Source organism: Pseudomonas sp. Con_6 (assembly GCF_059379395.1).
Genome location: NZ_CM182011.1, coordinates 5,498,325 through 5,520,764, shown reverse-complemented (window position 1 = coordinate 5,520,764; position 22,440 = coordinate 5,498,325). Strand labels below are relative to the sequence as shown.

Sequence of the window (22,440 nt, the reverse complement as noted above, 5' to 3'; positions counted from 1 at the left end):
TTACAGGATGCTCAGTGGGTACTCGACGATCAGACGCAGTTCGTCGATCGAGTTGGAGCCGTAGTAGACGCCATCGGAGGAGCGGTAGGTAGCTTGACGTACGCGCAGGCTCAGGTCCTTGGCAGGGCCTTCTTGCAGCACGTATTTCACATCGATGTCGCGTTCCCATTCCTTGCCGTTGTCGGTAGTACGGGTATTGGCGTCGGTACCCTTGGCGTAGCGGGTCATGAAGGACAGGCCTGGGATGCCGTATTCGGCGAAGTTCAGGTCGTAGCGAGCCTGCCAGGATTTCTCGTCTTCGGCGTTGAAGTCGGAGCGAGCGATGGAGTTGGCCAGGAAGACGGTACCACCACCATCCACGCCGTAACCGTAGTCACCATCACCGGTCACTTTCTGGAATGCCAGGGTGAAGGTGTGAGCGCCAACGTTGTAAGCGCCCGACAGGCTGAATGCGCGGTTGTCGAGTTTGGTTACGCGATCGTTGTAGGCGCGTTGCAGACCTTTGCCGTCGCTCTTGGTGTCGTAGATGTTGAAGTCGAACACCAGGCCTTGTTTGTCGGAGAGAGGCAGTGCCCAGTTGACGTTACCGTAGTATTTACGCCAGTAGTCTTCGACTTTCGAGTAGTAGAGGGTGGTGCTGAGCGAGTCGGTGAACGCGTAGGTGCCACCGACAACGTTCGCGCTCGTCAGGCCAGGATTCTTGAGGCCGGTGTCGCTATCCCGGCCATTGATGCTGTCGCGCCAGGAGGCAGCTTGTGCTGTGAGGCTGGTGAAGCGGCCAGCATTCAGGGTCAGGCCTTTGATCTCGTTGCTGGTGATCAAGGTGCCGCGAGCGATCTCTGGCAGCAGGCGGCTGTCGTCAGTTGCGAATACCGGCATGGCGGTGAACTGGTCGCCCACTTTCAGCACGGTATCGGAAACACGGAATTTGATTGCTGCACCGCCCTTGTTGTAGGAGTCCTCGGCACGGCCTTCGGAGTCTTGAGGGAACAGGCCGGCGCCGGCACGACCATCACCGGTGTCCAGCTTCAGGCCGAGCATGCCAATGGCGTCGACACCGACACCAACGGTGCCTTGGGTGAAGCCGGACTCGAAGGTGCCCAGGAAGCCCAGGCCGGTCTCTTCTACACGGCTCTGCGAGCCAGCTGGTGCGTTGCGGAAGTCACGGCTGAAATACAGCATGCGGGTCTTGACGCTCAGCTTGCTGTCTTCAACGAAACCCTTGGAATCGTCCTGCGAGGACGCTACAGCCATTTGCGAGGTCCCGGCGGCTACGGCCAGGGCGATCATGCTCCACTTCATCACGCGCATCGTGATTTGCTCCTTTGGTTTTTAGGAAGATTGCTGCTGTCCCAGCTGGTTTTTTTATTGGGACTGCTCTTTCTTGTTTGAGTCGGCGGAAATGTATATCACGCTGACTAGGCTAAGCGATACTTGCGAACGGAACCTTTCGGTAACTTTATGGTCGTGTCGCAAATAGTTATATCCATGTCGCAAATCACGTCCCTTTTCAACCGGGTCGTGCAACTCCAGCGCTGTTTCGGTTGAACCAGGCGCCTGCGTCTACGCGCTAACACCTTGATTCCCAAACTCCTTGGTTGCCCGTGCGGCTGTTGTTATTCGTCCTGCGCCATCAGTCCATGCAGGTGGCGTGCCGACCGTGGCGATCACTGATGCAACAAGCGTGCTCAAAAATATCCGGCGCTGATGAAATTTTCACGTTTGCTGATCTTTTTTCGAAAAAGCGCAGCAAAACCGGGGGTGAAAGATCGGTCGGCTCTTTCGTCGGTATCTTTCTGGAATAAGTAATAAATGGACTTTCTGGTCAGGACGTTACCGTTGCGAGGCTCTGAGTGGGTAGTTTGGGGATACTAGACGCTCTTCTGCGGTTCGCCAGGCGCCATTTTGGTGCGGAAAGTAGCATTTTGTTACCTAGCCGCAGAAACAGAGGTGTGCAGACCCGCAGGTCCCTCGAAATACTGCTGCTTTTCGGGGCCTGGCCGGTGTATTCGTGCCCGCCGACGCTGATCGGAGTATCCTGCGCACCAGGGTCCGCTGCGGCGGATCGCACTGATCGATGAGGAGACTACCCCGTGTTCGCTTTGGATTCGCGCCTTGAACAAGACACTTTCGCATTGGGAGACTTTCCTCTTTGCCGCTTGTTACTTAGTAAGGATGCTAACTATCCCTGGTTCATTCTTGTTCCGCGTCGCGCCGACATCAGTGAAGTGTTTCAACTAAGTGACGCCGACCAGCAGCAACTCTGGAAGGAAACCCAATTCTTGAGTGAAGCGCTCAAGGGTTGTTTTGCCGCCGACAAGATGAACGTTGCTGCACTCGGTAATGTTGTCAGTCAGTTGCATATGCATGTGATCGTGCGGCGTCGTACTGACGTCGCGTGGCCGGCACCTGTCTGGGGTGCCAAACCTGCAACTGAATATTCCGCTGTTCAGTTGAGTGAAGTGCGCCAGCGTCTTGAAGCGGTACTGGGCGATGACTTCCAGTTTCTGGAGGCTTGAACAATGAGTCTTGAAGAGCGGGTAATGGAGCTGGAAAGCCGCCTGGCGTTCCAGGATGACACCCTGGCGACCCTCAATGACGTGCTGGTCGAGCAGCAGAGGGTAGTAGAACGGCTGCAACTGCAGATGGCCGCCTTGCTCAAACGCTACGAAGAGGTGATGGGGCAGTACGAGGCCAGCGAAGAAGAAGCACCTCCGCCGCATTACTGAAATATCGCACACGAAAAAAAGCCGCGACGTCCTCCAAGGACTGTCGCGGCTTTTTGCTGCCGGCGAGGGTGTCAGCGGCGCGGGGCGGCGATCACGTCTTCGGCCTGCAGGCCCTTGTCGCGGTTCATCACCGAGAACTCCACGCGCTGGCCTTCCACCAGTACGCGGTGACCTTCACCGCGGATGGCGCGGAAGTGCACGAAGATATCGTCGCCCGAATCACGGGAGATGAAACCGAAGCCCTTGGAGGTGTTGAACCACTTCACGGTACCGGTATCGCGCTTGCCCATGTCGTAGCTGGCATTGACGGCATTGCTGCGCGCTTTGGCCGGCTTCATGAAGCCGGCGCTCAGGTGCAGGACCGCGGCGAACAGCGCGGCCACCAGGGCGGGCAGGCTGCCGAGTTCGGGAAGCACCAGCAGGCCCAGTGCCTGGAGGACCACGGTCAGGACCAGCAGGACGCTGGCGCTGACCTGCAGGTACTGGCGCGCGCCCTTGTAGTACTGCGGTACCACCGGCGCGAGGATCAGGTTGGCCAGGCCGAACAGGGCCAGGTAGATGGCATCGTGTTGCAGCAGGTACGGGGTGACGTCGGCGCGGAGGCTGGGAATGAAGGACAGCAGCAAGGCCGCTGCGCCCGTCAGGAGGTGGACGATCTTGAACATGATGGTTTGGCTCGCATCTTATTAGGCGGATCACAGGAAGAGCTGGGCCCACGGTGCACGGTGCATGAAAAAGGCGCAAAAGGGTGGGGGTTCCAGCCTATGCGTCATGGCGCTGACGATCTGCCATGACGACACGGCTTCTATTTAACAGCAAAGACCGGGCCTACTCAAATCAGCGGGACGCCCGGCGCGCACGGCCTGCAGCGCTGTGTCGCGGCTCTGAAGCTGCAGATGGGGAAAACTCTTGATACAGTGGGGCCAGTACCGTTGAACCGAAAATCAGAGGAAGGAATTTTTACATGGCAATCGATATCGGAATCAGCCAAGAAGATCGCAAGTCCATTGCCGACGGCCTGTCCCGCCTGCTTGCGGATACCTACGTGCTCTACCTCAAGACGCACAACTTCCACTGGAACGTGACCGGTCCGAGCTTCCGTACGCTGCACCTGATGTTCGAAGAGCAATACAACGAGCTGGCGCTGGCCGTGGATTCCATCGCCGAGCGTATCCGTGCCCTGGGCTTCCCGGCACCGGGTACCTACGCTCAGTACCTGCAACTGGCGTCGATCAAGGAAACCGAGGGCGTGCCAAGCTCGGACGAGATGATCAAGTACCTGGTGGAAGGCCAGGAGGCTGTGGTTCGCACTGCGCGCAGTCTGTTCCCGCTGACCGACAAGGTTAGTGACGAACCGACCGCCGACTTGCTGACCCAGCGTATGCAGGTGCATGAGAAGACCGCGTGGATGCTGCGCGTGCTGCTGGATCCGAAGTAACCCGCGCAAGGCACGAAAAAGCCCGGCCTCTCTCGCAGAGGCCGGGCTTTTTCGTGCCTGTGAAATGGGCCCTGGAAGCGTTTTCACGGGTTATCGATAGGTCCGGGATTGGCGACCGGTCCTACGCCAAGAGTGCAGGCGTCTGCTGGTTTCGGGCGCGGCATCGGCGCTTCATGGCAAGGGTGTGCGGAGCGGTCCCGCATGCATTCATTCCCCTGTCTTGAGGCGTGGTGCTGCAATGTCCCGAACCTTGAACCCGAGCGTGCGCAAGCCCGGCGACCCGCGGTCCATCGAGATCGATCCCTTCGAATCGGATTTCAACATGCAACTCGCCCAGCCCTTGTCGCGCTCGGTGCGACTGAACGGCTTCGCCACCTGCCTGCGCCTGGAAAGCATCTACTGGGCGGTGCTGGAGCGAATAGCCCAAGCCAACGGTTGCACGGTCAACTCGGTGTTGTCCCATGTCGACCGCGAGGTGCACCTGCGCCATGGTGGGGTGAAGAATTTCAGCGGTCTGGTGCGGGTTATCTGCGTAGTGTTTCTGATGAACGGGGGAAGCGAGGAGGGCGCCTCGCAACCAGACCGGGCCTGCGAGTAGCACCCGGTGCGACCGTTCGTGATGCGGGCGCTGCCCGTAGGCTGCACAGCCCCGGCTAACCATATATAATCCGGCCTTTTACTGTGCGGCGCGGCCCGCGCAGGGTCCTTTGAGAAACGCCCCATGCCCCTGTACGACTATCAATGCGGTTCCTGCAGCCATCAGATGGAAGTTCTCCAGAAGATCAGCGCGGCCCCGCTGACCGATTGCCCGGCCTGCCAGCAGCCCCAACTGAAGAAGGTCCTGTCCGCCCCAGGCTTCCGCCTGAGTGGCAAAGGCTGGTACGAGACCGATTTCAAGACCGGTGCGAAAAAGAACCTGGCTGGCAGCGGCGACTGAGTTGAACTGTACTGCCCGGGTCTTGCACTATTGACCCTTTCGGGCCGTCAAGGCCTTACCGAATTCACGAATGACGAGAAGCGAAACCACCATCATGATGCGCAGCCACTATTGCGGCCAACTGAACGAGAGCCTGGACGGTCAGGAAATCACCCTTTGCGGCTGGGTCCATCGTCGTCGCGACCACGGCGGGGTGATCTTCCTCGACATCCGTGACCGCGAAGGCATGGCCCAGGTCGTCTTCGACCCGGATCGCGCGGACAGCTTCGCCGCCGCCGACCGCGTGCGCAGCGAATACGTGGTGAAGATCACCGGCAAGGTCCGTCCGCGTCCGGCCGGTGCAGTCAACCCGAACATGGCCTCCGGCGCCATCGAAGTGCTGGGCTACGAGCTGGAAGTGCTGAACGAAGCGGAAACCCCACCGTTCCCGCTGAACGAATTCTCCGATGTCGGCGAGGAAACCCGCCTGCGCTACCGTTTCATCGACCTGCGCCGTCCGGAAATGGCCGACAAGCTGCGCCTGCGTTCGCGCATCACCTCGAGCATCCGTCGCTTCCTCGACGAAAACGGCTTCCTCGACGTCGAAACCCCGATCCTGACCCGCGCCACCCCGGAAGGCGCGCGTGACTACCTGGTGCCGAGCCGCACTCACGCCGGCAGCTTCTTCGCTCTGCCGCAATCGCCTCAGCTGTTCAAGCAACTGCTGATGGTCGCCGGCTTCGACCGCTACTACCAGATCGCCAAGTGTTTCCGCGACGAAGACCTGCGTGCCGACCGCCAGCCGGAATTCACCCAGATCGACATCGAGACCAGCTTCCTCGACGAGTCCGAGATCATCGGACTGACCGAGAGCATGATCCGCAAGCTGTTCAAGGAAGTCCTGGACCTGGAGTTCGGCGAATTCCCGCACATGACCTTCGAGGAGGCCCAGCGCCGCTACGGTTCCGACAAGCCGGACCTGCGTATCCCGCTGGAACTGGTGGACGTTGCCGACCAGCTCAAGGATGTCGACTTCAAGGTCTTCGCTGGTCCCGCCAACGATCCGAAATGCCGCGTCACCGCCCTGCGTCTGCCGGGCGGCGCGAGCATGCCGCGCAGCAAGATCGACGAGTACACCAAGTTCGTCGGCATCTATGGCGCCAAGGGCCTGGCGTACATCAAGGTCAACGAGCGCGCCAAAGGCGTTGAAGGCCTGCAGTCGCCGATCGTGAAGAACATTCCGGAAGCCAACCTGAACGTGATCCTCGATCGCGTGGGCGCGGTCGATGGCGACATCGTCTTCTTCGGTGCCGACAAGTCCAAGATCGTCAGCGAGGCCCTGGGCGCGCTGCGGATCAGGCTGGGTGCCGACTTCAACCTGTACACCTGCGAGTGGGCGCCGATGTGGGTCGTCGACTTCCCGATGTTCGAAGAAAACGAAGACGGCAGCTTCACCGCGCTGCACCACCCGTTCACCGCGCCGAAGTGCACCCCGCAAGAGCTGGAGGCCAATCCGGCCACTGCCCTGTCCCGTGCCTACGACATGGTTCTCAACGGTACCGAGCTGGGTGGTGGTTCGATCCGTATCCACCGCAAGGAAATGCAACAGGCGGTGTTCCGTCTGCTGGGCATCGACGCGGCGGAGCAGGAAGAGAAGTTCGGCTTCCTCCTCGACGCACTGAAATTCGGCGCGCCGCCTCACGGTGGTCTGGCCTTCGGTCTGGATCGCCTGGTCATGCTGATGACCGGCGCGCAGTCGATCCGTGAAGTGATCGCCTTCCCGAAAACCCAGAGCGCCGCGTGCGTCATGACCCAGGCCCCAGGCCTGGTCGACGCCAAGGCCCTGCGCGAGCTGCACATCCGTCTGCGCGAACAGCAGAAGGCTGAGTAAGCGGACCGAAAAGGCGCATCCCACGGGATGCGCCTTTGCTTTGAGGCACCCGATTTAGTTGTGTCGTCCCGCATCGAGCCGGGCGGCGCGTGATTTTGTTTCAAGGATTTTTGGAGTCAGTTATGGCGGGCCATTCCAAGTGGGCGAACATCAAGCACCGCAAAGAGCGCCAGGATGCCAAGAGAGGCAAGATCTTCACCAAGTGGATCCGTGAGCTGACCGTCGCCGCCAAGCAGGGCGGTGGCGATCCGGCGTCCAACCCACGCCTGCGCCTGGCGCTGGACAAGGCGCTGGGCGCCAACATGAGTCGCGACATCATCGACCGTGCCATCGCCCGTGGCGCTGGTACCGCTGAGGCGGACAACGTCGAGGAACTGAGCTACGAGGGCTACGGCCCGGGCGGCGTGGCGATCATGGTCGAAGCCATGACCGACAACCGCAACCGTACCGCGGCGGCAGTACGCCATGCCTTCAGCAAGTGCGGCGGCAACCTCGGTACCGACGGTTCCGTGGCCTACCTGTTCGAACGCAAGGGCCAGATCAGCTTCGCCGAGGGCGTCGATGAAGATGCCCTGATGGAAGCGGCGATGGAAGCCGATGCCGACGACGTGGTCAGCAATGGTGACGGCTCGTTGGACGTGTTCACTTCGTTCGCCAGTTTCTACGCCGTGCGCAGCGCCCTGGAAGCCGCCGGCTTCAAGGCTGCCGACGCGGAAATCGTCATGCAGCCGACCACCAGTGCCGAACTGGACCTGGACGGCGCGCAGAAAGTCTTGAAACTGATCGACATGCTGGAAGACCTGGACGACGTGCAGAACGTTTACTCCAATGCTGAAATTCCTGACGAGGTCATGGAAAAGCTCGGCTGAGGTTTGTCCGATTGGTCCGAGGCCGGTCCCGCCTGCAGGTGGGGCCGGCTTTTGTATTTGCACCTTTAGTCACGCAGGCGTTATGACTCTGATTCTTGGTATCGACCCCGGCTCGCGGATAACCGGCTACGGTGTGGTGCGTCACACCGGGCGCGGCTGCGAGTACGTGGCGTCGGGGTGCATTCGCACCGGTAGCGGTGAGTTGCCTGAGCGCTTGCAGATCGTTTTTCGCGGGGTGGGCGAGATCATTCGCCTGCACGGCCCGGTGACCATGGGTATCGAGCGGGTGTTCATGGCGCGTAACGCCGACTCGGCGCTCAAGCTTGGCCAGGCGAGGGGCGCGGCCATCGTCGCGGCGGCCGAGGCCGGGCTGGAGATCGCCGAATATACCGCCAGTCAGGTCAAGCAGGCCGTGGCCGGCAGCGGCGGGGCCAACAAGGAAGCGGTGCAGATGATGGTCATGCACCTGCTCAAACTGACCCAGAAACCCCAGATCGACGCCTCCGACGCCCTGGCCATCGCCCTGTGCCATGCCCATACCCGCTCCAGCCTGGTGCCTCATGGCCTGAGTGTCGCGCGCAGTCGCAACGGACGCCTGCGTCTCTGATAGCATCCCTGCTTTATATAGATGCGCGCCCGGCATCCAGCCAGCGCTCATGAGAAAGGACCTGAACGTGATTGGACGTTTGCGCGGCACCCTGGCTGAAAAGCAGCCGCCGCACCTGATTGTCGACATCAACGGCCTCGGCTATGAGCTGGAAGTGCCGATGACCACCCTCTATCGCCTGCCCAAGCTGGGCGAAACGGTAACCTTGCATACCCATCTGATCGTTCGCGAGGATGCCCACCTGCTCTATGGCTTCTTCGAGAAGCGCGAGCGTGAGTTGTTCCGCGAGCTGATCCGTCTCAACGGCGTGGGCCCGAAACTGGCACTGGCGCTTATGTCGGGGCTCGACGTCGACGAGCTGGTGCGTTGCGTCCAGGCTCAGGACACCTCGGCCCTGGTCAAGGTGCCCGGTGTCGGCAAGAAGACTGCCGAGCGCTTGCTGGTCGAACTGAAGGACCGCTTCAAGGCCTGGGAAACCGTGCCGAGCATGTTCCAGTTGGTGCCTAACGGGCCGGCGCCGTTGCCGACGGTCTCCACCGCCGAGGCGGATGCGGTCAGCGCCCTGATTTCCCTGGGCTATAAACCTCAGGAGGCCAGTCGTGCGGTGGCCGCCGTGGACGCCAAGGGCCTTAGCAGCGAAGAGCTGATCCGGCGCAGCCTGAAAGGGATGATTTAAGTGATCGAAGCCGACCGTTTGATAACCGCCACCGGCCGCGACCGGGAAGAGGTCCAGGATCGCGCGATCCGTCCGCTGCGCCTGGCCGAGTACATCGGCCAGCCGGTGGTGCGCGAGCAGATGGCGCTGTTCATCCAGGCTGCCCGTGGCCGTGGCGAGTCCCTCGACCATACGCTGATCTTCGGCCCGCCGGGGCTGGGCAAGACCACCCTGGCCAATATCATCGCCCAGGAAATGGGCGTGTCGATCAAGAGTACCTCGGGGCCGATCCTTGAGCGCCCGGGCGATCTGGCCGCGCTGCTGACCAACCTCGAACCCCATGATGTGCTGTTCATCGACGAGATTCACCGCCTGTCGCCGGTGGTCGAGGAAGTGCTGTATCCGGCCATGGAAGACTTCCAGCTGGACATCATGATCGGCGAAGGCCCGGCGGCGCGCTCGATCAAGCTGGACCTGCCGCCCTTCACCCTGGTCGGTGCCACCACCCGCGCTGGCATGCTGACCAACCCGCTACGTGACCGCTTCGGTATCGTCCAGCGTCTTGAGTTCTATAGCGACGCCGACCTGGCCACAATCGTCAGTCGTTCCGGTGGGATTCTCGGTCTGCCGATCGAGGATGAGGGCGCCTTCGAAATCGCTCGCCGTGCCCGTGGTACACCGCGAATCGCCAACCGCTTGTTACGACGTGTACGTGACTACGCGGAGGTGCGTGGCAAGGGTGAGATCACCAAAGGTGTGGCGGACATGGCCTTGAACCTGCTGGATGTCGACGAACGTGGTTTCGACCATCAGGACCGGCGCCTGCTGTTGACCATGATCGAGAAGTTCGACGGTGGTCCGGTGGGTGTCGACAGCCTGGCCGCGGCTATCAGCGAGGAGCGCCATACCATCGAGGACGTGCTGGAGCCGTATCTGATCCAGCAGGGGTACATCATGCGCACGCCGCGTGGCCGGGTAGTGACGCGGCATGCGTACCTGCATTTCGGGCTGAACATCCCGAATCGGCTGGGTGAAGCATCCGGTAGCAGTGATTTTTCCGATTTGAGCGATGAGTGACAGATTTAATCGGTACTTTTGTGGTCCTATCCGCGGACTGCGGCATACCGCGCTGGCAATACGACATACATCCGTGAAAAACAGTTGGCGGAGCGGATTGGCAAGCTGAGGAGTTAGCACTAGAGTATGCGCGCGCAAAATGGGGTTGAGCCGTTCGCACATCGTTATCGCGTCTATTACGAGGACACCGATGCGGGTGGCGTGGTCTATTACGTCAATTATCTGAAATTCATGGAACGCGCCCGCACCGAGCGGCTGCGCGACCTGGGCTTTGCCCAGTCGGCGCTGGCGCAAGAGAACACCCTGTTCGTGGTTCACTCCGCCGAAGCGCGCTATCACGCGCCGGCCCGTCTGGACGACGAATTGCGGGTAACCGCACAAGTGCTTGAATTGAATCGTGCCAGCCTGCGTTTCGTGCAGCAGGTCTGGCGCGAAAGTGATGCAACGCTGCTCTGCGAAGGGCAGTTCCTGGTGGCCTGTGTGCGCGCCGATACGTTCAAACCCCGGGCCATTCCCTCCGAGCTGCGATCAGCCTTCATCGCGGCGGGCAGTCCGGGCATACATACAAACGCAGGAGATTAAGCGTGGAAGCTAACGTCGTCGACCATACCTCCATGTGGAGCCTGGTCAGCAATGCCAGCATCGTGGTGCAGCTGGTCATGCTGGCACTGGTTGCCGCATCGGTGACTTCGTGGATCATGATTTTTCAGCGCAGCACCATGCTGCGCGCCGGTCGTCGTGCCCTGGACAGCTTCGAAGAGCGCTTCTGGTCGGGTATCGATCTGTCCAAGCTGTATCGCCAGGCGGGCAGCAACCCTGATCCGGATTCGGGCGTGGAGCAGGTCTTCCGGGCCGGCTTCAAGGAATTCTCCCGTCTGCGCCAGCAGCCAGGCGTCGATCCTGATGCGGTGATGGAAGGTGTCGGCCGTGCCATGCGCGTCGCTATTTCCCGCGAGGAAGAGAAGCTCGAGCAGAGTCTGCCGTTCCTCGCCACCGTCGGTTCCACCAGCCCGTACGTCGGTCTGTTCGGTACCGTGTGGGGGATCATGAACTCCTTCCGTGGCCTGGCCAGCGCCCAGCAGGCCACCCTTGCCACGGTTGCCCCGGGTATCGCCGAGGCCCTGATCGCCACCGCGATCGGCCTGTTCGCCGCCATCCCTGCCGTTATCGCCTACAACCGTTTCGCTGCCCGCAGTGAAGTGCTGATCGGCCGTTACTACACGTTCGCCGACGAATTCCAGGCGATCCTGCACCGCAAAGTGCACACCAGCGAAGAGTGATCAGGTAGAAACCAATGGCCCGAGTTCGCCACAAACGCAAGCCGGTCGCCGAGATGAACGTGGTGCCCTACATCGACGTGATGTTGGTACTGCTGGTCATCTTCATGGTTACCGCACCCATGCTCAACCAGGGCGTGAAGGTCGACCTGCCCAAGGTTTCCAGCGAAGCCTTGCCGCAGGACAACAATGTCCAGATCCTGACCATCTCGATCAAGGCCGACAAGACCTACTACTGGAACCTCGGTAGCGAAGTCGACACCGACAAGCAGATGGACAAGGCCATGACGTTGCCGCAAATGACCGACGCGGTGACCAAGATCATCGCCGCCGGTCGTGACCAGGGCAAACAGACACAGGTCTTCATCCGTGGCGACAAGGCGGTCGACTACGGTGCGGTCATGGGTGCCATGGGCGGGTTGCAGAAGGCCGGTGTCGGTAACGTTGGCCTGATTACCGAGGCGCCCTGATGCAACAGCGAGAGCCATCCGCCTCGGAAAGCTACTTCTGGCCCAGTGTCTGGGCCATCGCGCTGCACGTCCTGGTGTTCGGCATGCTGTTCGTCAGCTTCGCCATGACGCCTGAGCTGCCGCCGGCCAAGCCTATTGTCCAGGCGACCCTGTACCAGCTGAAATCCAAGAGCCAGGCGACCACCCAGACCAATCAGAAGATTGCCGGGGAAGCGAAGAAGACTGCTTCGCGCCAGACTGAAGAAGAGCAGATGGAGCAGAAGAAGGTCGAGCAGCAGAAACAGGAAGCGGTGAAGGCTGCGGAACAAAAGAAAGAGGAAGCGGCTCAAAAGGCCGAGGAAGCTCGCCAGGCGGCAGAAGCGAAGAAAGCCGAGGCAGCGAAGGCGGCTGACGAGGCCAAGAAGGCCGAAGCGGCGAAGAAAGCCGAGGAAGCCAAGAAGGCTGAAGAGAAGCAGCTAGCCGATATCGCCAAGAAGAAGGCCGAGGAAGAAGCCAAGAAAAAGGCTGAAGAAGAGGCCAAGAAGCAGGCTGCTGAAGAAGCCAAGAAACAGGCAGCCGAGGACGCGAAGAAGAAAGCGGCCGAGGATGCCAAGAAGAAAGCGGCTGCCGCCGAAGAGGCGAAGAAGAAGGCAGCCGAGGAAGCGAAGAAGAAGGCGGCAGCCGACGCGGCCAAGAAGAAGGCCACCGAAGCAGCCCGCAAGGCGGCGGAAGACAAGAAAGCCCAGGCTCTGGCCGAGCTGCTGTCCGACACCACCGAGCGCCAGCAGGCATTGGCGGACGAGCAGGGCGACCAGGTCGCCGGCGACTTCGACGACCTGATTCGTGCCCGTGCGGCCGAAGGCTGGGCGCGTCCTCCTTCAGCGCGCAAGAACATGACCGTGGTCCTGCAGATCAACATGTTGCCGGATGGCACCATTACCAATGTCAGCGTGGCACGCTCCAGTGGTGACGGACCGTTCGACAGCTCCGCCGTCGCGGCAGTCAAGGGCATTGGCCGCCTGACCGAGATGCAGGGATTGAAACCGAGCGACTTCGCTCCGTACCGTTCATTCAAGATGACATTCACACCTGAGGACCTTGCCTTGTGATTAACCTTCTTAGAGGACTGCTGGTCGTTCTCTGCTGCGCAGCAGGGATGGCCAACGCAGAAGAAAAGAACATCCTGGTGACCAGCGGCAGCGACCGCGCGGCACCGATCGCCGTGGTGCCGTTCGGTCTGCAGGGCGGCGCCGTGCTGCCCGAGGACATGGCCGACATCATCGGCAACGACCTGCGCAACTCCGGTTACTACGCACCGATCCCGCGGCAGAACATGATCAGCCTGCCGAGCCAGGCCAGTGAAGTGATCTTCCGTGACTGGAAGGCGCTGGGTGCCCAGTACGTCATGGTTGGCAGCATCGTGCCGTCCGGCGGTCGCCTGCAGGTGCAGTACGCGCTGTTCAACGTCGCCACCGAGCAACAGGTGCTGACCGGCAGTGTTTCGGGTACCACCGACCAGTTGCGCGACATGTCCCACTACATCGCCGATCAGTCGTTCGAAAAGCTCACCGGCATCAAGGGGGCATTCTCCACCCGCATGCTGTACGTGACTGCCGAGCGTTTCTCCACCAACAGCACTCGTTACACTTTGCAACGCTCTGACTACGACGGTGCCCGTGCAGTGACCCTGCTGCAATCCCGCGAGCCGATCCTGTCGCCACGCTTCGCCCCGGATGGCAAACGCATTGCCTATGTGTCGTTCGAGCAGCGTCGCCCGCGTATCTTCGTCCAGCACATCGATACTGGCCGCCGCGAGCAGATCACCAACTTCGAAGGCCTGAACGGCGCTCCAGCCTGGTCGCCCGACGGTAACCGCCTGGCGTTCGTGCTGTCCCGCGATGGCAACCCGGAAATCTACGTGATGGACATGAATTCGCGTCAGATGACCCGCGTCACCAACAACCCGGCCATCGATACCGAGCCGTTCTTCGGCAAGGACGGTTCGACCCTGTACTTCACCTCCGACCGGGGCGGAAAGCCACAGATCTACAAGACCACCATCGGTAGCGGTGGCGCCGAGCGCGTGACTTTCGTCGGCAACTACAACGCCAACCCGAAACTTTCCGCGGATGAAAAGACCCTGGTAATGATTCATCGCCAGGAAGGTTTCACCAACTTCAAAGTTGCCGCACAAGACCTGCAACGGGGCAGTGTAAAGATTCTCTCGGACACCAACCTTGATGAGTCTCCCACTGTTGCGCCAAACGGCACCATGCTAATCTACGCCACCCGCCAGCAGGGCCGGGGAGTCTTGATGCTCGTCTCTCTCAACGGACGCGTGAGGCTCCCGCTTCCTACCGCTCAAGGCGAAGTCAGAGAACCGTCCTGGTCCCCTTACCTGAACTGATGCGGCGATACACGTTTTACTTAACACACTGGGGTTCATTAGGAGTTTCACGATGGAAATGCTGAAGTTTGGTAAGTTTGCTGCGCTGGCTCTGGCCATGGCCGTAGCTGTAGGTTGCTCCTCGAAAGGCGGTGACAACGCTGGCGAAGGCGCTGTTGACCCGAACGCTGGCTACGGCGCCAACACCGGTGCTGTCGACGGCAGCCTGAGCGAAGAAGCTGCTCTGCGCGCAATCACCACCTTCTACTTCGAATACGACAGCTCGGACCTGAAGCCAGAAGCCATGCGCGCTCTGGACGTTCACGCCAAGGACCTGAAAGCCAACGGCGCTCGCGTCGTCCTGGAAGGCAACACCGACGAGCGTGGTACTCGCGAATACAACATGGCTCTGGGCGAGCGTCGTGCCAAGGCCGTTCAGCGCTACCTGGTGCTGCAAGGCGTTTCCCCAGCTCAGCTGGAACTGGTTTCCTACGGCGAAGAGCGTCCAGTTGCCACCGGCAACGACGAGCAGTCCTGGGCTCAAAACCGTCGCGTCGAACTGCGTAAGTAATTCGATATGCGAGCGTGCCGTCGTGCTGTAACCGTCCTGGCTCTCACTCTGCCTCTCATGGCAGCGGCTGAGGTTCCTGTTGTCGATGACAATGCTGGTGGATATAACGGCGCAAGCAGTTATCCGCCTGCAGGTTACGGTACGAACGGCGCCTACGCCGGGGGAGGGGTTTCAACCCCTGCCTCGGCGCAGGGCCAGCTTTTCATGCAGTTGCAACAGATGCAGGAACAGATCGATCGGCAGCAGAACACCATCGAGATCCTGCAGAACGAAGTGTTCTCGTCTGAAACAGGAAGGCCTGGAGCGTTACCAGGACCTGGATCGGCGTATTTCCAGCGGCGCGGCACCTGCACCGTCCGCAACCCCCGAGAATTCGGCTGACGGCAGTGCTCCGGCACCTGCCCTCGGCAACACGCCTGCACCGGCCAACCAGCCGGCCGCAAGCAGCGAGCCTGGCGATCCGGCGAAGGAAAAGCTCTACTACGATGCAGCCTTCGACCTGATCAAGGCCAAGGACTTCGACAAGGCCGCACAGGCGTTCAACGCCTTCCTGCGCAAGTACCCGAACAGCCAGTACGCCGGCAACGCCCAGTACTGGCTGGGTGAAGTGAACCTGGCCAAGGGCGATCTGCAAGGCGCTGGCCAGGCCTTCGCCAAGGTCAGCCAGCTGTATCCGAAGCACAACAAGGTGCCGGATTCGCTGTACAAGCTGGCCGACGTGGAGCGCCGCCTGGGTCACACCGACCGGGTCAAGGGCATCCTTCAGCAAGTGGTCACCCAGTACCCCGGCACCTCCGCCGCGCAACTGGCCCAGCGCGACCTGCAGAAGCTCTGAGTCGCATCCTTTGAAAGAAACCCGCGCTTGTCGCGGGTTTTTTCGTTAGAATCTGTGCCCTTTTATTGAAACGCTGTCGCGGATAACGCTATGTCGAGTCCGTGACGGTGCCTGACGGAGGCGGACGGCCTGTATAGCTGTCACGCCCGTGGCGACCATGCAAGACACATTACGCATCACCGAAGTCTTTTACTCTTTGCAGGGTGAAACGCGCACCGCTGGGCTGCCCACGGTATTCGTGCGTCTCACCGGTTGTCCGTTGCGCTGCCAATACTGCGACAGCGCCTATGCCTTCAGCGGCGGTACGATCCGCACTCTCGATTCGATTCTCGAACAGGTCGCCAGCTTCCGGCCGCGCTATGTCTGCGTCACGGGTGGCGAGCCCCTGGCCCAGCCGAATGCCATTCCCCTGATGCAGCGACTCTGCGACGCCGGCTACGAGGTTTCTGTGGAAACCAGCGGCTCGATGGATATTTCCGCCGTAGACACCCGCGTCAGCCGCGTCGTGGACCTGAAGACCCCGGGCTCCGCCGAGGTCCATCGCAACCGCTACGAGAACATCGATCTGCTGACCGCCAACGACCAGGTCAAGTTCGTTCTCTGCTCCCGCGAGGACTACGATTGGGCGGTGTCCAAACTGATCCAGTACGGCCTCGACAGACGCGCGGGCGAAGTGCTGTTTTCCCCGAGCCACCATGAATTGAGCGCCACCGACCTGGCCGACTGGATCGTCGCCGACAACCTGCCGGTTCGCTTGCAGATGCAGTTGCACAAGCTGCTCTGGAACGACGAGCCGGGACGCTGAGAGGAGTTTGAGCAATGACTGAGAAACGCGCGGTAATCCTGCTGTCCGGCGGCCTGGACTCGGCCACGGTGGTCGCCATGGCCAAGGCCGAAGGCTACAGTTGCTACACCATGAGCTTCGACTACGGCCAACGCCATCGTGCCGAGCTGAACGCGGCGGCCCAGGTAGCCCGCGACCTTGGCGTGGTGGAGCACAAGGTCATCGGCCTGAACCTGAACGGTATTGGTGGTTCGGCGCTGACCGACAGCAGCATCGACGTACCGGAAGCGCCCAGCGAAGGTATCCCGGTGACCTACGTGCCGGCACGCAACACCGTGTTCCTGTCCCTGGCCCTGGGCTGGGCCGAGGTGCTGGAAGCGCGGGACATCTTCATCGGCGTCAACGCGGTGGACTATTCCGGCTATCCGGATTGCCGCCCTGAGTTCGTCGCAGCCTTCGAGCGCATGGCCAACCTGGCGACCAAGGCTGGTGTGGAAGGGCGGGGGTTCCGTATTCAGGCGCCGCTGCAGAACCTGAGCAAGGCGCAGATCGTCCAGGCCGGCATGGCCCGCGGCGTCGACTACAGCCTCACCGTTTCCTGCTACCAGGCGGACGATGAGGGTCGTGCCTGCGGCAAATGCGACAGTTGCCGCCTGCGCGCGGAAGGCTTTGCTGTGGCCGGTGTTCAGGACCCAACGCGATATTTTTGATTTTTTTTGCTGTGGGGTGTTGATTTCCTGTTAGAAAACAGTAATATACGCGCCATCCAACGGGTCGTTAGCTCAGTTGGTAGAGCAGTTGGCTTTTAACCAATTGGTCGTAGGTTCGAATCCTACACGACCCACCACTATTCACAGCGGTTCGTGATGTACTAGGAAGGGGGGCTTGCCAGCCAGTTTCTAGTCTTGCAGCCGTCTGGAGCGAACCTTAGGCTCGCTTCAGCGTGATGTCAATATGGAATAGCCCGCCGCTTATGGCGGGCTTTTTCGTGTCTGGGCCAAAAAACTCAATGACTTAGCGGATTTGCGGGGTGCTCAGCTCTGCAAAGCCTCCATTCAAGTTGCCGCTAAAACCCGCGCAGCCAAAGGCATGGCGCCAGTTTCCTAGCACCAAAAACCTGGGACAGCTTTGCCTATCTGACTTTCTTGAGCTGTCGATTTAGTGGCTGATTGCCATTCGTCGATTCATCGCTTCGGGGAGGCACGTGCGTTGTAGACGGTGCCTGCGTCAGCCGAATGAGATCGAGCAAAGGGTGTGGAACCTGTCGTCGATGCCATCAGGCTGAATAGAAGGCTAGGCTGGAAGAGATCTTCAGGCGGTAGCAAAGCGCTGGCACAGACCTGCTTGAACTCAATCAGCAGATGTTCTGGTGCAGTCGCGCCACCTCCGTAATGATCTTGTTGGTTTGTTCGTCGCTGACCAGGTTCTTTACGTGCCTGGTTTTCTTCTGTTCGCGGTTTTGGTGCCCCACTGTCATCCACCCGCCGCACAAGACGTAATGCTCCCTGCTGCATGCTCCGCTCGTGCAACACGTCTCGCATGTGGTCATAGTCGGCCTCGATGTAGCTCATCGTGGTAGCGATGTTCGAATGGTTCAGCAGGTTCTTGGTTAGGTGGATGTTTCTTTCCGGCTGCTTCATCAGATCGGTCGCAAGCGTGTGCCTGAACCGGTGCGGAGTCATCCGAACTCCGAGTTTGATGATCAGCTTCTTGTACATCGCCTCGACCTGGTCGGAATTCATTTCGCGACGCTTGTAATGGCGAGAGAAACGATTGACGTTGAAGAGTTGGTCTTCGGCGGTAAAGCCAGCCTGAGCAGCTTCATCGATGAGCCGGCGCATATGAGGCGCAAGGCCGTCCATGATCGGGATCCGGAATTCCCGGTGGGTCTTTTCTGTTTCACCTCGTACCAGGATGAGCTGTCGATCCCAGTCGACGTCCTTCAACCGAATGCACAGCAGCGCGTTCAGTCGAATGCCGGTGTAATAGAATATTTCGAATGTTACGAGCCAGAACCACCCAGGCGTGATTTTTGCGCGCTCGCCCGTTGACTCTTCCTGGTCGGCCAGACTTCTGAGCCATCGCCGCGCACGGACGATCGCCTCGCCGGCAATGATTTTGCTCGGTCGTTTCGGGGCAATTACCGTCGTCTTCTTGAATGGGTTCACATCAGTGTTGGGCAGAATCCCGTACTCGATGCCGTAGCCCCAGATGGTTCGGAGGTGATTGGAGTAGGTGTTCCAGCTGCGCTTTGATAGGCCACCCTCAATCAGCTTGTTTCTCAAGCCGAGAATGTCCCGTCGATCGAGTGATTCGACGTCCACATCCTTGCCGAAGTTCTTCTCCAGCGTCTTCATTGCCGCGCCATAGATCTTCGCGCTGGCAGGGCGGAGCTCGTGATCGACCAGGTATTCCCGGAGCAGTTTCTCGGGTGTCATTCAGCGGCCCCTTCCGTCACCCGCTTCAAGCTCGGGTTATTCATGGGCTGCTCAGGGAATAACAGCTTCGGGTCGAGAAGCAGGTAACCCCTCAATTGGGTGGTCTTCCTTGGACCTATTACATCGTAGGTCCAGATGTTCAACTGCTTGCTGGTCTTCAGGTGCCTCTTCTCTTTCTCAAATGCGCGTTGGATTTGTTGCCAGGCCGCTGTCCCCGGTTTACCGACAGTTTTCTCAAGCTCAGGATGCTCCAGCACATATCGCTTGAAGATCCCGGGTGTAACGAGCATTGCGGTGTCGTCGACGGTATGAATCAGGGCTTTTGTGTCGTTGATGATCAATTTGTGGGAGGCGACGCCTGCTTTCACCCAAGCGATGAAAGCCACTCCCAGCGAACTACTCGTAGGCATTTTTGTGACATCTTTTGGTGCAGCATTCCTTGCTATGACTGCTAGAGAATCGTCAGCCGGCTCTACCTCTCCGGGTCCTTGATTGGGAGGGGAGGCGGCTGCTGAGCCTTGGCTAGCAATTAGCTCTTCTGATGGCGTAGTAATATTACTATACAGTGACAGGAGTTCTTCACGTTCCGACGATTGGATCCATTCGCTTGGGGCTGGCTGTACCAAAGCTGGAGGCCGGGCCGGCGGCTGAGGAGAGTTGCGATCCAAGTCGACTGGCTCATCCGGTACCGCGCAGACTGTTTCTTCACTCGGACTCAACTGCGTGACTGCTCCTGGTTCCTGCTCCAGGGTCAGGGTGCCACTGTAATGGGGCGGGCGATCGTCCGGTTTGGGCCAGACGAGTGCGGGCGAGATCTTCAAGAAGGTGAAGCTATTTTTCCAGCCGCGGCCGTTATCGATGGTGGCTTTCCAGATCGCCTTATCCTGCGAGTTGGTCTGGATGATGGCCTGGTCTTGCAGCATGTTGAAAAACGGGGCATTGGAGGTAGGAACTCCCTCTATGCCCTGGGTCAGCATGTATGCCCGGAGCTGGTCTGCTGCAGGTTTACTCACCAGCCATAGCGCATCCTGCGTCAGCCACCCATCCGCTGGCCCGTCCGGGTGGTTGAGTTTGAGCTTCTCTCGCACCAAGAATCGAAGACCCTCCGCCAGTTGCCTCTGGAGCGACTGTTTGGGAGCTGCGAGTGCGCGTTCTGGATTCCCCCCCAGTTCCTGGGCAACGGAGGCTTTGTCCGCCTGCACCACAATCTCGCCAAGGATGCCGGCATGCTCGTACTGGCCTGCGAGGAGGTAGATAAGTTGCCTCCATAGCTCAGGGAAGCCACTCAGCCAGTCAAGGATTCCGGTGTCCAAGATCTGCATATACACCAAGGCCGAAGCAGCACCGTGTAGCTGGTACTCTCTGCCTTTGACGTACTTGAACCGGTAGGGGCGGCTGATCGGTCCATGCCACGGGTGCCACGCTCGGCCATCCTCCAGCTCCACGCGGAGGTCAACAGCGATCTTTCCTAAGTCGTGCAGCAACGCACCATACGCTGCGGCTGCGGTCCATGCTTCAGCTTGGGCCGACTGCGACTCCGGTGGGGCTCCGATCGGTAGAAGATGCGTCTGACGGATTTTGAGGGCGTAAGCCATGATCTCCAGGCCGTGGTCCAGAAGGCCCCCAAGGTGGGCATGGTGATGGTTTTCTGAAGCAGGGAGCAGTTGCACCAGCTCTGCGTAGCGCTCGAGGGGCTTGAGGTAGAGAGTATTGAACTGAGCTCGTGAGAGCGAAGCCCTGCGCCAGATATTCTCCAGGAGCTGCTGACGGAGTGGGCTCTGCAGCAGAGCAGCAGCCTTCGTGGGCAGGTGGAAGCCCCGCGGTGAGGCTTCTGGTGTTGGTTTAGCCGGTTTGCGACTGAACCAGGAGAGGAGTTGCATAGGTTGCTCCATGGCGTGTGCATGGAGCGGGCTTTTCTCCTAATGCCAAGATGGCATCAACGGAAAAGCGAATTTCTGCGGTTATGGATTTCTTGGCATATGGCCATCATTCATGGGCAGAAACTCACTAAAACTTGGGGGTCGGAGTGGTCGCCTGCTTCTGTTGCGGGCTAGGAGTATGGTCTGGTCTAGGAGGTGGGGGGAACAAATCCGGTGCATATTCATGCAGCGCATGGGTTTCTACTACATCTCCCTTTTGGCTAACTCCGAGGACCGTTGAAAACGTTTCTGGTGTCATCCCTCCCGCGCTCCCTACACGCCCATCTGGAACTTTATGTGCTGCCAACAATTTAATGTATATGTCAAACTCCTGTTTTGGAATGCCGCAGGCCAGAATTTCAATAGGGTTGTAATAAGACTTTTCTTCGTTGGTGTCGAAATAATACTCGGCTCTCAATTGGAGAGCACCCTCTTCAAGTACGCCATAAATAAAATAGTGATGAGTGTAGTTTGAAAGCTCTTTTTTTGCTTTTTCGTAATCAAGAAATAAAGATAATTCAGATGGTAGGACCTCACGAGTTCTCTTGAACTCAATGAGAACAAACTTATCCGCCACCCCGAAAACTGCGTCGCCTGCATATCTCTCGTGTACACCTGCCAGCGGAGCTGCAAATCCCATTTTTCGACTGAGAACTAGCCGAGCCACATACGCGTATTCGACAGTCTTTTCAAACCATACGGGTGCCTTTGTCATAGCTTTTCCTTTTTACAGTTCATTTTGGGTTGTGACCTTTTGGGGTAGGGCTTTTACCCTTGTCATCCATTCCATTATCCATTCAATCCCATTTCCATTTTGGCCCATTTATCCCTTTTGAAGAGGGCTTACTCAGCTTGGGATTTCAGTGGAGGTAATTTAAGGATTTGTTGTTGGAAAAGAGAAAACGTCGACTCCACAATAGGGATTATCTCGTCAATATAGGCAGCGTCAATATCTAGCCAATATTTTTTGTTGTGTATGTGTGTAGATGAATTTGCGAGTGTCTTGGCGGTATTCTTGTACTCGTCGGTTATTTGGCAGTCAGCATGTGCGATGATGTTTCTTAGGTTGCTAAGATTTTCAATTGCACGCCAATGTTCCGGGTTGAGTTCGATGCCGAATCTTGTGAGAAATAGCTTGTGGCGTGTTATGTTCTTTTTGAAGCGGTATTTTGTTGTTCTTAGATCTTTTTTAAATTCTTCTGTCTGATCGTTTATCGCTATAATGAATGTGCTGGCGGAAACGAATATTGATTCAAAGGTGCTAAAAATGCTTAGAACTAAAGTTTTTATCAGGATTTCATTGTGTCTGCTGTAGTGTATTCTTCGTGTGATATTGTTCAGAATTGCTATCGTTTCAGGGTCGTCATTTTCTTCGACTTTGTAGCGGTTTGTGTATTTTTCGTCTAGAGGACGGAGTGTTTTGTCAATAAGTTCTCTGTAGTCTTTTATGTCTTTTATTTTTGCGCGGCTATCTCGGTTGATGACGCTGGCTATCAGGGAGTAGTGGTAGTCTATTTTGTTCTGGGTTTCGTCTGTCATGATTTATCTATTCTGATTGGTCACTTCTGAAGATAATATCTCGTCGTTTAGCATCGATGC

The 22,440-nt window shown here is 58.8% G+C and carries 24 protein-coding genes, 1 tRNA gene and 1 pseudogene; 20 read left to right on the top strand and 6 right to left on the bottom strand.

Annotated elements, in window-relative coordinates; all coding sequences use genetic code 11:
* Window positions 1-1,311: an OprD family outer membrane porin gene (locus AC5QPF_RS24785; RefSeq protein WP_494960313.1), complete on the bottom strand. Its 1,311-nt coding sequence runs from the start codon at window positions 1,309-1,311 to the stop codon at window positions 1-3.
* Between the two features lie 782 nt (window positions 1,312-2,093).
* Here AC5QPF_RS24785 and AC5QPF_RS24780 point away from each other — a divergent pair.
* Both AC5QPF_RS24780 and AC5QPF_RS24775 read left to right on the top strand, forming a co-directional pair.
* Window positions 2,094-2,519 carry an HIT domain-containing protein gene (locus AC5QPF_RS24780; protein WP_494960312.1) on the top strand — a complete coding sequence of 142 codons (426 nt, stop codon included), beginning with the start codon at window positions 2,094-2,096 and terminating at the stop codon, window positions 2,517-2,519.
* A gap of 3 nt (window positions 2,520-2,522) precedes the next feature.
* Window positions 2,523-2,729 (top strand): SlyX family protein, encoded by a 207-nt coding sequence (locus AC5QPF_RS24775; RefSeq protein ID WP_494960311.1) that lies wholly within the window; start codon window positions 2,523-2,525, stop codon window positions 2,727-2,729.
* 71 nt (window positions 2,730-2,800) lie between these two features.
* On the opposite strand, the gene AC5QPF_RS24770 is transcribed toward AC5QPF_RS24775, so the two are convergent.
* Window positions 2,801-3,394 (bottom strand): cold shock domain-containing protein membrane protein, encoded by a 594-nt coding sequence (locus AC5QPF_RS24770; RefSeq protein WP_494960310.1) that lies wholly within the window; start codon window positions 3,392-3,394, stop codon window positions 2,801-2,803.
* A 299-nt stretch (window positions 3,395-3,693) separates the two neighbouring features.
* Here AC5QPF_RS24770 and AC5QPF_RS24765 point away from each other — a divergent pair, with 299 nt between their 5' ends.
* From AC5QPF_RS24765 to AC5QPF_RS24680, 18 genes and pseudogenes are all read left to right on the top strand, one after another.
* Window positions 3,694-4,167, top strand: coding sequence for a ferritin-like domain-containing protein (locus AC5QPF_RS24765; protein WP_494960309.1), 474 nt, complete (start codon window positions 3,694-3,696; stop codon window positions 4,165-4,167).
* Window positions 4,168-4,405: 238 nt separating this feature from the next.
* Entirely contained in the window at window positions 4,406-4,765 is a 360-nt protein-coding gene (locus tag AC5QPF_RS24760) for a ribbon-helix-helix domain-containing protein (protein WP_494960308.1), read from the top strand.
* Between the two features lie 123 nt (window positions 4,766-4,888).
* Entirely contained in the window at window positions 4,889-5,104 is a 216-nt protein-coding gene (locus tag AC5QPF_RS24755; RefSeq protein ID WP_494960307.1) for an FmdB family zinc ribbon protein, read from the top strand.
* Window positions 5,105-5,198: 94 nt separating this feature from the next.
* Complete coding sequence (gene aspS / locus AC5QPF_RS24750; protein ID WP_494964244.1) at window positions 5,199-6,974, top strand: aspartate--tRNA ligase; 1,776 nt, start codon at window positions 5,199-5,201, stop codon at window positions 6,972-6,974.
* Between the two features lie 122 nt (window positions 6,975-7,096).
* Window positions 7,097-7,843: a YebC/PmpR family DNA-binding transcriptional regulator gene (locus AC5QPF_RS24745; protein ID WP_494960306.1), complete on the top strand. Its 747-nt coding sequence runs from the start codon at window positions 7,097-7,099 to the stop codon at window positions 7,841-7,843.
* An 82-nt stretch (window positions 7,844-7,925) separates the two neighbouring features.
* The gene (ruvC, locus tag AC5QPF_RS24740) at window positions 7,926-8,450 is read left to right on the top strand and encodes a crossover junction endodeoxyribonuclease RuvC (protein WP_494960305.1); all 525 of its coding nucleotides are present in this window, start codon (window positions 7,926-7,928) and stop codon (window positions 8,448-8,450) included.
* A gap of 67 nt (window positions 8,451-8,517) precedes the next feature.
* The gene (ruvA, locus tag AC5QPF_RS24735; RefSeq protein ID WP_330076400.1) at window positions 8,518-9,126 is read left to right on the top strand and encodes a Holliday junction branch migration protein RuvA; all 609 of its coding nucleotides are present in this window, start codon (window positions 8,518-8,520) and stop codon (window positions 9,124-9,126) included.
* A complete protein-coding gene (gene ruvB / locus AC5QPF_RS24730) occupies window positions 9,127-10,182 on the top strand; it encodes a Holliday junction branch migration DNA helicase RuvB (RefSeq protein ID WP_494960304.1) in 1,056 nt (351 codons plus the stop codon).
* 126 nt (window positions 10,183-10,308) lie between these two features.
* Window positions 10,309-10,764 carry a tol-pal system-associated acyl-CoA thioesterase gene (ybgC, locus tag AC5QPF_RS24725; RefSeq protein WP_494960303.1) on the top strand — a complete coding sequence of 152 codons (456 nt, stop codon included), beginning with the start codon at window positions 10,309-10,311 and terminating at the stop codon, window positions 10,762-10,764.
* 2 nt (window positions 10,765-10,766) lie between these two features.
* On the top strand, window positions 10,767-11,462 hold the full coding sequence (tolQ, locus tag AC5QPF_RS24720) for a protein TolQ (RefSeq protein ID WP_494960302.1): 696 nt from the start codon (window positions 10,767-10,769) through the stop codon (window positions 11,460-11,462).
* Between the two features lie 14 nt (window positions 11,463-11,476).
* Entirely contained in the window at window positions 11,477-11,929 is a 453-nt protein-coding gene (gene tolR / locus AC5QPF_RS24715) for a protein TolR (RefSeq protein WP_494960301.1), read from the top strand.
* Window positions 11,929-13,017, top strand: coding sequence for a cell envelope integrity protein TolA (gene tolA / locus AC5QPF_RS24710; RefSeq protein ID WP_494960300.1), 1,089 nt, complete (start codon window positions 11,929-11,931; stop codon window positions 13,015-13,017). The genes tolR and tolA overlap by 1 nt, the downstream gene beginning before the upstream one ends.
* 47 nt (window positions 13,018-13,064) lie before the next feature.
* On the top strand, window positions 13,065-14,315 hold the full coding sequence (tolB, locus tag AC5QPF_RS24705; RefSeq protein ID WP_494960299.1) for a Tol-Pal system beta propeller repeat protein TolB: 1,251 nt from the start codon (window positions 13,065-13,067) through the stop codon (window positions 14,313-14,315).
* Between the two features lie 52 nt (window positions 14,316-14,367).
* The gene (gene pal / locus AC5QPF_RS24700) at window positions 14,368-14,865 is read left to right on the top strand and encodes a peptidoglycan-associated lipoprotein Pal (RefSeq protein WP_003178634.1); all 498 of its coding nucleotides are present in this window, start codon (window positions 14,368-14,370) and stop codon (window positions 14,863-14,865) included.
* Between the two features lie 6 nt (window positions 14,866-14,871).
* A pseudogene (gene ybgF, locus AC5QPF_RS24695) lies at window positions 14,872-15,700 on the top strand (tol-pal system protein YbgF).
* Window positions 15,701-15,857: 157 nt separating this feature from the next.
* On the top strand, window positions 15,858-16,505 hold the full coding sequence (gene queE / locus AC5QPF_RS24690) for a 7-carboxy-7-deazaguanine synthase QueE (protein ID WP_494960298.1): 648 nt from the start codon (window positions 15,858-15,860) through the stop codon (window positions 16,503-16,505).
* A gap of 14 nt (window positions 16,506-16,519) precedes the next feature.
* On the top strand, window positions 16,520-17,194 hold the full coding sequence (queC, locus tag AC5QPF_RS24685) for a 7-cyano-7-deazaguanine synthase QueC (protein WP_494960297.1): 675 nt from the start codon (window positions 16,520-16,522) through the stop codon (window positions 17,192-17,194).
* Window positions 17,195-17,255: 61 nt separating this feature from the next.
* Window positions 17,256-17,331, top strand: a tRNA-Lys gene (locus tag AC5QPF_RS24680).
* Window positions 17,332-17,668: 337 nt separating this feature from the next.
* Here the strand turns inward: AC5QPF_RS24680 and AC5QPF_RS24675 are convergent.
* The 4 genes from AC5QPF_RS24675 to AC5QPF_RS24660 all read right to left on the bottom strand — a co-directional run bounded on the left by AC5QPF_RS24675 (window position 17,669) and on the right by AC5QPF_RS24660 (window position 22,380).
* Window positions 17,669-18,922, bottom strand: a complete 1,254-nt coding sequence (locus AC5QPF_RS24675; protein WP_494960296.1) for a tyrosine-type recombinase/integrase — start codon at window positions 18,920-18,922, stop codon at window positions 17,669-17,671.
* A complete protein-coding gene (gene mobH, locus AC5QPF_RS24670) occupies window positions 18,919-20,814 on the bottom strand; it encodes a MobH family relaxase (RefSeq protein WP_494960295.1) in 1,896 nt (631 codons plus the stop codon). The genes AC5QPF_RS24675 and mobH overlap by 4 nt, the downstream gene beginning before the upstream one ends.
* A gap of 115 nt (window positions 20,815-20,929) precedes the next feature.
* Entirely contained in the window at window positions 20,930-21,556 is a 627-nt protein-coding gene (locus AC5QPF_RS24665; RefSeq protein WP_494960294.1) for a hypothetical protein, read from the bottom strand.
* A gap of 128 nt (window positions 21,557-21,684) precedes the next feature.
* The gene (locus tag AC5QPF_RS24660; RefSeq protein ID WP_494960293.1) at window positions 21,685-22,380 is read right to left on the bottom strand and encodes a hypothetical protein; all 696 of its coding nucleotides are present in this window, start codon (window positions 22,378-22,380) and stop codon (window positions 21,685-21,687) included.
* Between the last annotated feature and the right edge of the window lie 60 nt (window positions 22,381-22,440).